Origin of the sequence: Paenibacillus sp. p3-SID1389, assembly GCF_025151705.1 — a bacterium.
In the GTDB taxonomy this organism is placed as follows: domain Bacteria; phylum Bacillota; class Bacilli; order Paenibacillales; family Paenibacillaceae; genus Fontibacillus; species Fontibacillus phoenicis.
The window spans coordinates 37,439-47,589 of the sequence record NZ_JALXVO010000036.1; the positions used below are offsets into that span (position 1 = coordinate 37,439).

Annotated in this window: 12 protein-coding genes and 1 riboswitch; of the genes, 5 read left to right on the top strand and 7 right to left on the bottom strand. The window is 53.6% G+C overall.

Features of this window, described 5'->3' with window-relative positions:
- Nucleotides 1–12 precede the first annotated feature (12 nt).
- From cysT to M3G15_RS14840, 3 genes are all read right to left on the bottom strand, one after another.
- On the bottom strand, nt 13–843 hold the full coding sequence (cysT, locus tag M3G15_RS14830; protein ID WP_009223999.1) for a sulfate ABC transporter permease subunit CysT: 831 nt from the start codon (nt 841–843) through the stop codon (nt 13–15).
- A gap of 35 nt (nt 844–878) precedes the next feature.
- On the bottom strand, nt 879–1,955 hold the full coding sequence (locus tag M3G15_RS14835; protein WP_009223998.1) for a sulfate ABC transporter substrate-binding protein: 1,077 nt from the start codon (nt 1,953–1,955) through the stop codon (nt 879–881).
- Nucleotides 1,956–2,379: 424 nt separating this feature from the next.
- On the bottom strand, nt 2,380–3,915 hold the full coding sequence (locus M3G15_RS14840; protein WP_260071375.1) for a beta-propeller fold lactonase family protein: 1,536 nt from the start codon (nt 3,913–3,915) through the stop codon (nt 2,380–2,382).
- 151 nt (nt 3,916–4,066) lie between these two features.
- Here M3G15_RS14840 and M3G15_RS14845 point away from each other — a divergent pair, with 151 nt between their 5' ends.
- A complete protein-coding gene (locus tag M3G15_RS14845; RefSeq protein WP_009223995.1) occupies nt 4,067–4,558 on the top strand; it encodes a CcdC family protein in 492 nt (163 codons plus the stop codon).
- Between the two features lie 190 nt (nt 4,559–4,748).
- On the opposite strand, the gene M3G15_RS14850 is transcribed toward M3G15_RS14845, so the two are convergent.
- Both M3G15_RS14850 and M3G15_RS14855 read right to left on the bottom strand, forming a co-directional pair.
- A complete protein-coding gene (locus M3G15_RS14850; protein ID WP_009223994.1) occupies nt 4,749–4,970 on the bottom strand; it encodes a cold-shock protein in 222 nt (73 codons plus the stop codon).
- A gap of 172 nt (nt 4,971–5,142) precedes the next feature.
- Entirely contained in the window at nt 5,143–5,343 is a 201-nt protein-coding gene (locus M3G15_RS14855) for a cold-shock protein (protein ID WP_009223993.1), read from the bottom strand.
- 306 nt (nt 5,344–5,649) lie between these two features.
- A riboswitch (TPP riboswitch) is annotated at nt 5,650–5,762 on the top strand.
- Between the two features lie 185 nt (nt 5,763–5,947).
- Between M3G15_RS14855 and M3G15_RS14860 the strand changes: the two genes are divergently transcribed.
- The 4 genes from M3G15_RS14860 to M3G15_RS14875 are packed head-to-tail and all read left to right on the top strand — an operon-like array spanning nt 5,948 to nt 8,948.
- Nucleotides 5,948–6,985 carry an ABC transporter substrate-binding protein gene (locus tag M3G15_RS14860; protein WP_397376631.1) on the top strand — a complete coding sequence of 346 codons (1,038 nt, stop codon included), beginning with the start codon at nt 5,948–5,950 and terminating at the stop codon, nt 6,983–6,985.
- A gap of 57 nt (nt 6,986–7,042) precedes the next feature.
- The gene (locus tag M3G15_RS14865; RefSeq protein ID WP_009223991.1) at nt 7,043–7,336 is read left to right on the top strand and encodes an MTH1187 family thiamine-binding protein; all 294 of its coding nucleotides are present in this window, start codon (nt 7,043–7,045) and stop codon (nt 7,334–7,336) included.
- Entirely contained in the window at nt 7,333–8,103 is a 771-nt protein-coding gene (locus tag M3G15_RS14870; RefSeq protein WP_260071378.1) for an ABC transporter permease, read from the top strand. The genes M3G15_RS14865 and M3G15_RS14870 overlap by 4 nt, the downstream gene beginning before the upstream one ends.
- A gap of 29 nt (nt 8,104–8,132) precedes the next feature.
- Nucleotides 8,133–8,948, top strand: a complete 816-nt coding sequence (locus tag M3G15_RS14875; protein WP_009223989.1) for an ABC transporter ATP-binding protein — start codon at nt 8,133–8,135, stop codon at nt 8,946–8,948.
- Between the two features lie 19 nt (nt 8,949–8,967).
- On the opposite strand, the gene M3G15_RS14880 is transcribed toward M3G15_RS14875, so the two are convergent.
- On the bottom strand, nt 8,968–9,303 hold the full coding sequence (locus M3G15_RS14880; RefSeq protein ID WP_260071379.1) for a hypothetical protein: 336 nt from the start codon (nt 9,301–9,303) through the stop codon (nt 8,968–8,970).
- Between the two features lie 25 nt (nt 9,304–9,328).
- Nucleotides 9,329–9,949, bottom strand: a complete 621-nt coding sequence (locus M3G15_RS14885) for an HD-GYP domain-containing protein (RefSeq protein WP_028539866.1) — start codon at nt 9,947–9,949, stop codon at nt 9,329–9,331.
- Between the last annotated feature and the right edge of the window lie 202 nt (nt 9,950–10,151).

Genomic DNA, 10,151 nt, shown 5'->3' on the forward strand with positions numbered 1-10,151 from the left:
GCTCTCAATCTCCTACCGCGCGGTCTTGCGAATCCGGCGCTGCAGCGTGTTGATGAGCAGCAGCAGCACAAACGAGATCAGCAGCAGCATCAGCGCAACCGCCGTCGCCCCGGCGTAGTCGAATTGCTCCAGCCTCGACATGATGAGCAACGGGGCGATCTCCGTCTTCATCGGCATGTTGCCGGAGATGAAGACAACGGAGCCGTATTCGCCGATGCCGCGGGCAAACGCGAGCGCAAACCCCGTTAACATCGGGGGCAGCAGCTCCGGCAGCACCACTTGGCGGAAGGTGCGGAAGCGGCTAGCGCCAAGCGTGGCCGCCGCCTCCTCCACTTCGGCATCCAGATCCTGCAGCACTGGCTGTACGGTGCGCACAACAAACGGGATGCCGATAAACATCAGCGCAAGCGTGATGCCCGCCGGCGTAAACGCGATGCGAATCCCCAGCGGTTCGAACAAGGAACCGATCCAGCCATTGGCCGAATAGATCGCGGTGAGGGAAACCCCGGCCACCGCCGTCGGAAGGGCAAAAGGAAGGTCGATCATGGCATCAAAAATGTTTTTGCCGGGAAAATCGTACCGGACCAGCACCCAGGCCAGCAGCAGCCCAAGCACCGCATCGATCAATCCGGCCACCGCCGCGGTCACAAAGCTCACTCTGTATGAAGCAAGCACGCGCGGGTCGGTTGCGATATCCCAAAATTTCTCCCAGGTTAGTCCTGTAGAATTCAGCAGCAAGGCGGAAAGCGGGATCAGCACGATCAAGCTGAGGTACAGCACGCTAAATCCCATCGTCAGCCCGAAGCCGGGCAGAACGCCGCGCTTTGCGGTGCTACTGTGCATATTCTTCGCCTCCGATTCGTTACGGTCGGTTCGTATTATTGCGGTACGTAAATTTGGTTAAAGATGCCGCCGTCATTGAAATGCTTCGTTTGGGCTTCTGCCCAGCCGCCAAATTCCTCAATCGTAAACAGCTTGATCTCCGGGAATTTGTCGGCATACTCCGCCTTGACGCTGTCGAGCGTTGGGCGATAGTAATTCTCCGCAGCGATCTTCTGTCCTTCTTCCGAATACAGGTATTTCAAATAAGCCTCGGCGACTTCGCGGGTGCCGCCTGCATCTACGTTTTTGTCGACCACGGCAACCGGCGGTTCAGCCAGTATGCTCTCCGACGGATAGACGATATCGAATTTATCCGGCCCCAGCTCCTGCACGGACAACCAGGCCTCGTTCTCCCAAGCCAGCAGCACGTCGCCGAGTCCACGTTCTACGAACGTCGTAGTAGCGCCGCGCGCCCCGCTGTCGAGGACCGGAACATGCTTGAACAGCTCTTGCACGAACTCCCGTGCTTTAGTTTCATCGTTATTGTTTTGATGCAGGGCATATCCCCATGCCGCCAGGTAATTCCACCGCGCCCCGCCAGAGGTTTGCGGGTTTGGCGTGATCACCTCAACGCCATCCTTGATCAGATCGTTCCAATCCTTGATGTCTTTGGGATTGCCTTTACGAACCAGAAATACGATCGTGGAGGTATAGGGCGAGCTGTTATGCTCGAACTTTTGCTGCCAGCCTTCATTGATCAGCCCGGTTTCCGCAATGGCGTCAATGTCGTATCCCAGCGCCAGGGTAACCACATCGGCTTTCAACCCGTCAATGACAGCCCGGCTTTGCTTGCCCGATCCGCCATGCGACTGTTTAATGGTGACCTTCTGTCCTTTTTCTTTCTCCCAATATGCCGCAAAAGCTTTGTTATAATTTTCGTATAATTCCCGGGTCGGGTCGTAGGATACGTTCAGCAATTCCACCGCTTTGGGCTTCTCCCCGCCGCCGGAATTCCCGGCTGCCGCGCTGGCCGCATCGTTGCCGCCGCTCGTGTTGGACGAGCAAGCCGCCAGGACCCCAACCAATATCAATGCCAGACTCATCAGAACCCCTTGCTTCAACCTTCTGTTCATCGTATCACTCCCCATACTCTTTTCTCGCTTTACTAGGGCAGGGCAGGCATCCACCGTATCAACCACTTGACAACGGAAAACGGAGAAACGCCCCACCCCCTACGGTCAAACCGAGCTACTACCCGTGTCTGCCAAGGCAAGTAGAGCGTTCCTCCGTCCGTACGGTGAGAACATTTTTAATTATTCCTACCTGTTTAGTATGCTATGGTGTTATTTTATATGCGGCAGCCCAGAAATGTCAAACCTTTTTATGCAAAAAAATCAATTTTTTTATAAGCCTCCCTTATAGCCGGTACAGGCTGCGGCATGGGTTGCGGACCTCCCTTCCAGACAATGCAAAACACCCGAAGACCGGCAAAATGCAGGCCTTCGGGTGTCTGGATCGGATCCTTCGTCCGCTTGGATATGAGATGAAGCTTCTGATTCACATGGAACCTGCCGGCTGCTTACCCACGGCAAAGTCTGCCGGCAGCGGTTCAATGCAGGAGGGTTTGCTGATACTCAAGCTATGCACCGCAGGCGTCAGACTGCCGCTCTCGGGATCACGCCGCAAGGCGGCGATATTGCCGCTGTACTGATTCGCCACCAGCACATAGTCGTCCAGGACGGCGAAGTTCCGCGGCCAGCTGCCCCCCACACTCGTCCATTCCGGGTCCTCAAGGCGACCGGTGTGCCGATCGATGCGGAAACGGACAATGCTGTCATGTCCGCGGTTGGAGCCGTATACGTAACGTCCGTCCGGCGAGAAGTGAATATCGGCCGGATAGTTTTCCCCGCGGAAATCATCCGGCAGGGAGCTGACGTGCTGGATCGCCTCAAGCCGCCCCTCCACCGGATCGAAAGTATATGCCGTCATCGTATTGTTCAACTCGTTCATGCCGTAAGCAAACCGTTCCGACGGATGGAGCACGAAATGCCGTGGACCTGTCCCCGGCGGCAAATGGGTTACCCTGTGCTTTACTAGCCGTCCGCACTCCAACCGATAGATCACTATCTGGTCGGTTCCCAGGTCGGAGACGAAGGCGAACCGTCCATCATGGCTAGGCACAATGCTGTGAGCATGAGCCGATTCCTGGCGCTCCTGGTTTACACTACTTCCCTCATGGCGGATCAGGGCCGTCATTTCCCCTAACGACCCATCCGCTTCCAGTGCAAAGGCATTCACATGCCCGCTGGAATAGTTGGCGACCAGCAAAAACGGATCCCGCCCACATTTCAAAGCCAGATGGCACGGGTCGGCCCCATGCGTTGCCCGTTCGCTGTGCAACATCGTCAGCTTCCCATCCTTAGGATCAACCGCAAATCCAGCAACCTGCCCTTCGGTCTGTTCACTTACCGCATACAATCGCATACCCTTCGCATCGAAGGTCACAAAGGAAGGGTTGGTGAGGCCCGCAGTCTCGTGGATAACCCGCATCTCGCCGGTATCCCTCTGCAGCTCGCAGAGATAAATTCCGGGCTCCCCGCGATCAGCATAAGAACCCACAAAAAAGTGCCAATTCGGTCCAGCTTCCTTGCTCACCGATTTCTCTTCCTTCTCTTTCTCAAATTCATCCAGCATCTGCTTCACTTCAGACAACGGAAGCCGATCAAAAAACATCTCCACCTGTTTCTCTGCCCCGCTGTAGATCTGGTTCATCACGGCAGGGATGTTCGAGGAGATATTACAGGAAGAGTGTTCGCTGCCGGAACACCAGTTGGGATGCAGCGATCCTTGAGCGAAGATGCGGTACAAATCGCCGAGAGTAACCTGCGAAAGCTCGCACTTTAGCAAGTACCCGCCGCGGGCCCCTTCCTTCGTCGTCACCAGGTCGTGGCGGCGAAGCAGGCTGAGCACCTTACGTACACGGGCCGGATGGGTCGCGACGCTGCAGGCGATCTGTTCGCTATTGGCCATGCGATCCTCCTTGGAATCTAAATACAACAAGCAATGGACGGCGACCGTTAATTCGCTATTCATCTTCCTTCTTCCCCTTCCCTTACCAAGTTTGAAACAAGTGCAGACGAGTATGTTATAATGTTCTCGCGAATCGCTATTCGCTAGTCACTTTATTCCATTTCGCTAAATACTCAATATATACATACTATATACTTACAGAAAGGGAACCTCTATGAACCTAATGAATCCCTCTTATATGCAAGCCGCCTTTACCGTTGGTGCAATGGCCATGGCCGTCGCTGTTCTGTTTATCCGTCTGAAAGCCAGTCGTCGGCCTGTCACGGTGAAGAAAATCATCATTCCCCCGCTAGGAATGACAACCGGCCTCTTCATGTTTGTTGTGCCGGAAACGCACATTCCTCTCCTGTGGGGCGTAATCGCCTTCGCTTTCGGTTGGCTCCTGTTCTCCTATCCGTTGATTCGGACAACCAAGTTCGAGAACATCGGCGGCGAAATTTACGCGGAACGTTCCCGCAGCTTTATCTTTATCCTGATTGGACTGCTGGTCGTCCGTCTCTTGCTGCATGAGGCCGTAGAACAATACGTCTCCGTCATGCAAACCGCGGCGCTGTTCTTCCTGCTCGCTTACGGCATGATTATTCGCTGGCGGCTGTATATGCTCAAGCAATACCGGGCAATGACCGGGAATACCGCCTCCTCATGATTCACGAAACCGTTGCAGCACCTCAAACATATTAAATTTTCTATATAGATGCAATCCTTTTATGGAGATTTTATTTTTGCATCACTTTCCAATCTATCACCCGGATGAATACAACAACAGCCGTACTCGCATGAAGCGAATACGGCTGTTGTTGCTCACCGCGCTCTCCGATTCCGGCAGCAGCTTTCGCCTATGCCTTCTTGGACGACGATCTTTGATCGGAGCTTGGATTGCTCAGTTGAGGGAGCATGCGCATCCCCATGACCATCTCGGACGAGCAGAGCGGACATACGGGGCTATATTCAAAGGTGAAATTGTCCCGCATCCACCCGTTGCAGTCATCGCTAGTGCAGGTCCATACCGGCGTATTTTCCTCAGGAATTTCCTCTAACGTCTTTTTACGGTAGTTCATAAATTCCCCTCCTCTTCAAGGTGAACGTTCCAACCAGGTGAATCGATGTAATTGTTGCAGCTTTATATGTACCATCAGAAGCGGACTTCTGAAAAATTAACCTCATGAATGATCTTCGCGAAGAAAAACTGCCCTTAATGCGAGCACGCATTAAGAGCAGTTCCTAACTAACTTACAGTTTTACAACGTTCTCGGCTTGCGGGCCGCGGTTGCCTTGAACCACGTTGAATTGTACGCGTTGGCCTTCGTCGAGGGTTTTGAAGCCTTCGCCGGTGATTGCGCTGAAATGAACGAATACGTCATTTCCGCCTTCCACTTCGATGAAGCCAAAACCTTTCTCAGCGTTAAACCATTTCACTGTTCCGGTTTCCATGGGGAATACCTCCTGTTTCAAGATTAACATGATTCATTTTTTTAACAGAAGTCGCTCAATAAAGGCTGACCCTTATTGAACATGCACCACTTGTATAAAAAAAATTCACACATTGAAAAAAGTTCCAGTTTTATAAAGTGACACCCTTTTCAATGCGTGAATGATATCCTCTTTCAAAACCATGATTTGAACTCATTATATCCTTTTGCCAGATAAAAAGCAAATCCCCTGGTTTTTGCAAGCTGGTCCGGAAAGACTGGACAAATCCAGTTGGCGAAAACTATAATGACAGATGTAATCTGCAGTCATATTGTTCAGGGGTGCTGGAATTGGCCGGCTGAGAGTGTATCCCTTCAAGATACTGACCCTTCAACCTGATCTGGATAATGCCAGCGTAGGGAGCCATACCATGGTGATGAACTTATTTTACATGTCATTTCCATTGCCTATTGCGTCCCGGATCCGGGACGTTTTTTTGTATCCGGAAGTTGGAAGTTACGCTTAAGGACGCACATCCAGGGTTATACCAAGAACAAGCTGCGGAAATCTACACCAACGAAGGAGAGTAGAAGTCGTGAAAGTTCAAGTACGTACCGCACTGGCCATGTTTCTCGGTTGCTTGCTGCTGATATTGTCCGCCTGCGGCGGAGCGAATGGGAACAGCGCCGGGAAGGCGAAAGCCGGAAACCCAAGCGGGCAAAATACCGAAGCCGCCGCACCAAATCAAGGTTCTAACACAGAGCTGCAAGATGTTAAAGTTGTGCTCGACTGGAGCCCGAATACGAACCACACCGGGCTTTACGTCGCCAAGGATCAAGGCTATTTCGCCGAGGAAGGGCTGAATGTGGACATTCTCTTGCCCGGTTCCGGCGGTGCTGAGGCGATGGTTGCCTCCGGAGAGGTGCCGTTTGGCGTCAGCGTGCAGGAGAACGTAACGCAAAGCCGGATCCAAGGCGTCCCGCTCGTCTCGATTGCCGCGATCATTCAGCACAATACGTCCGGCTTCGCTGCCCCCGTAGACAAGAATATTAAATCGCCTAAAGACTTCGAAGGCAAAGCCTACGGCGGCTGGGGCTCTCCGGTGGAACAAGCGGTGATCCAATCGATCATGGACCTGCAAGGCGCTGATGTCAACAAGGTGAAATTCGTTAATATCGGGGATGCCGATTATTTTACGGCGGTGAAGCGGGATATTGATTTTGCCTGGATTTTCTACGCCTGGACAGGCATTGAGGCCGAGCTGCGGGGCGAGCCGATCGACATGCTGTATGTCAAGGATTTCTCCGAGAAGCTGGACTACTACACCCCGGTACTCGTGACAAACGAGAAGACGATCAAGGACAACCCCGAGCTGGTAAAGGCTTTTATGCGGGCCGTGTCTAAAGGTTACAATTATGCGATCGACCATCCGGAAGAAGCGGCGCAAATCCTGTTGAAAGCCGTACCGGATCTCGACAAGGACCTGGTGGTGGCCAGTCAAAAATGGCTGAGCCCGAAATACAAGGACGATGCTCCGCGCTGGGGCGAGCAGAAGAAAGAAGTGTGGCAGAACTACTCCGATTGGATGTTTGAGCGCAAGCTGCTGGAAAAACCGCTTGACGTAGATGCCGCTTTTACCAACGAGTTTTTGCCAAGCGAATAATTTACTATACTTTAACCCAATGATGCCAAATCCCTATTCGAAAGGATGAACCCACCCATGCCAAACGCGTTATTAAGCATTCAGATCATTCCGAAGACACCCAACGGCGAAGACGTCATTCCCTATGTAGACCGGGCCATTGAAGTGATTCAAGCATCCGGGGTCAAATATCAGGTGAACCCCCTGGAGACGACCATGGAGGGGGATCTCGACGAGCTGCTGGCCATCGTGAAGAAAATGAACGAAGCCGTCATTGAGTTCGGCAGTACGGGCATCATTTCGCAAATTAAAATTTCGTACAATCCCAAAGGCGTCAGCATGGATAAGCTGATTGAAAAATATCGGCCATGAATCTCCGCAGCCTTTGGCACAGCATCTGGCCGCCCCTCGTGGCGGTCATCTTGTTTTTGCTGATCTGGCAGGGCACTACCGCCTGGTTCCACATCGAGAAGTGGATTCTCCCCAGCCCGGTGGATATCGGTCGTGAAGCGGCTGCCGGTGCGGCCAGCTTAGGGGAACACACGGCGGCGACGCTGCGGCTGATGCTTATCGGCTTTGCCATCGGGACGCTCGTAGGCTTGCTGACGGCGTTTGTCCTGCATTATGTCCCGTTTCTGAAGGCGTCGCTATATCCGCTGATCATCCTAAGTCAAAACGTGCCAACCATTGCGCTGGCGCCGCTGCTGATGATCTGGTTTGGATTTGGCATCCTGCCGAAGATTATCGTCATTACGCTCGTCTGCTTCTTCCCTGTCGCCGTGGCGGCCATGGACGGACTGAGCCGCACGGATCGGGCGATGCTCGATTATATGCGAATGATCGGTGCGTCCAAGGCGGATATTTTCCGCAAGCTGGAGGTGCCCTACGCGATCCCTTCGATCATGTCCGGGGTGAAAATCGCCGCAACATACAGCGTCATGGGGGCGGTCATTGCCGAGTGGATCGGCGCGGACAAGGGCATCGGCTACTATATGATGCTGCAGAAGGCGTCGTTCCGCACGGATAAGATCTTTGTCGCCATCGCCATCATCGTGGCGATCAGCCTCGCGATGTTCGCCTGCGTCGCTTTGTTGGAAAAATGGCTTGTCCGCTATAAACCGGCGAACGACCGGAGATAGGGCAGCTTACGGAAAGGAAGGCTTGGTTCATGAGCGAAGCATCAACGCATAGAGATAACGCCATCCCCGCGCTGGAGGTCCGGCAGATCCATAAAACGTTCCGCGACCGACGCCGGGAGGTCCCGGTCCTTCAAGACATTTCGCTGCGGGTGCCGGCCGGCGAATTCGTGTCGATCATCGGCCCATCCGGCTGCGGCAAAAGCACGCTGTTTCACGTCATCGGCGGCCTGACTGCGCCGGATCAAGGCGAAGTGCTCCTTCAGGGACGCCCAGTCACCGGCCAGCGCGGACATATCAGTTACGTGCCGCAGCAGCCGGCGTTATTCCCTTGGCGGACGATCGAGGAGAACGTCGTGCTGGCGCAGGAAATCGCCGAGGCCGGAAGCCGGAGCTCCCGTGCGGACATCCAGCACTGGCTCCAAAAAGCCGGGTTAAGCGGGTTTGAACGGGCTTATCCCCATATGTTATCCGGCGGCATGCAGCAGCGAGCTTCGTTCCTGCGGGGCCTGCTCGCCCCCCAGGAAGTGATGTGCCTGGACGAGCCGTTTAGTGCGCTGGACGCCTTAACGCGCAGCGAAATGCAGCGCTGGCTGCTGGACATTTGGGAAGAGAATAAGCGCTCCGTCCTGATGATTACGCACAGCATCGAGGAGGCACTGATGCTCTCGGACACGATTGTTTTATTTTCAAACCGGCCAGCCCGTGTGCTGCATACCATTCAGGTGCCGTTTCCCCGGCCGCGGCGCGAGGAAATGACGGAGGATCCCGATTTTATGCGATTAAAACGGGAGATTGCGGCCATGATGGCGGCGGAACAACGCAAAACAGCAGCAGGAGGAGTCTGAATCAGACTTCCTCCTGCTGCTAGAAATCCATCGCAACCTCAGTAACCTCCACCTGATCCACATCCAGCATCAGTTCGACCCATCGTTGCAGATGCTTGGCTTCCCCTGCAAAGGCGATCAGCCAGGTCACCGATTCGATGGATTCTAAAGGTTCCGCCGGATCTGAGAGATTCGGCGTCCGGTCCAGCACCTGCTCATAGGCGCTTAACTTCATGTCAATCAGCCGGAATCGCTCCAGCTTCTGTGTACAATCGGGAATTAAGGTCACGCGCAGGTAGAGCAAAGTCCTCCCTGTCCGGTTGGCTTCCTCCAGTTCCTCCGGAGTAACGGGACGGCTCCAGGACCTTTTTTCCATGTCCATTCCCCCTGATATCCGCTGATTACATAATGGAGTAAATATTCAGCATTTCATCGGAAAGCTCCATTAACGCATCCACTACTTCCGGATCGAATTGGGTCTCACGATGTTGGTGCAATTCCAGCTTGGCTTCAGCCATAGTCAGCTTCCGTTCCCGGTAATGCCGGTCCGATGTCATCGAATCGAAGGCGTCAACCACCGCGCAAATTCTCGCCTTATAGGGGATTTGTTTCCCCTTCAGCCCATCCGGGTACCCCGCCCCGTCCCAACGCTCATGATGCCAGCGGACGATATCCGCAATGCCCGGTCCAAACGCAGGATCCGCTTCTACCAGCTCTGCCCCGATGACCGGATGCAGCTTAATGATCCTCCACTGTATCTCCGTCAGCGGCTCCCGCTGCTCAATGATCGCGCGGGGGATCATCGTTTTGCCGATATCATGCATAAAGCACCCGCGGACCAGCATGTCCTTCTCAGCTCCGGTGATCTTCAGCGGCTCGGCGATTTTCTCTGCCAGCATAGCAACCCGTATACTATGGTGATAGGTTTCCGGATGTTTGCGCACCAGCAGGTTAAACCACTTCACGGCTTCCGGGCTATAGTCCATGTACCAATCGTCGACGAACTCATTAAAAACAGTCAACCGTTCTGCCCCCTAAAAAACCTGTGTCGTCATTCGTCTCTCCCGTCTCGGAGTCGACGTTCCTTATTTCCCGAAAGAAAAAAGTTATTTTGGCTAATAATTTGCTTAATCCCCGTTAAATTTTAACGCTTTTTACCCGATGATGATTCAGAGCAAACGGATGAAAAACAGACCATGTCGTACAATAACAATTATGCGACAA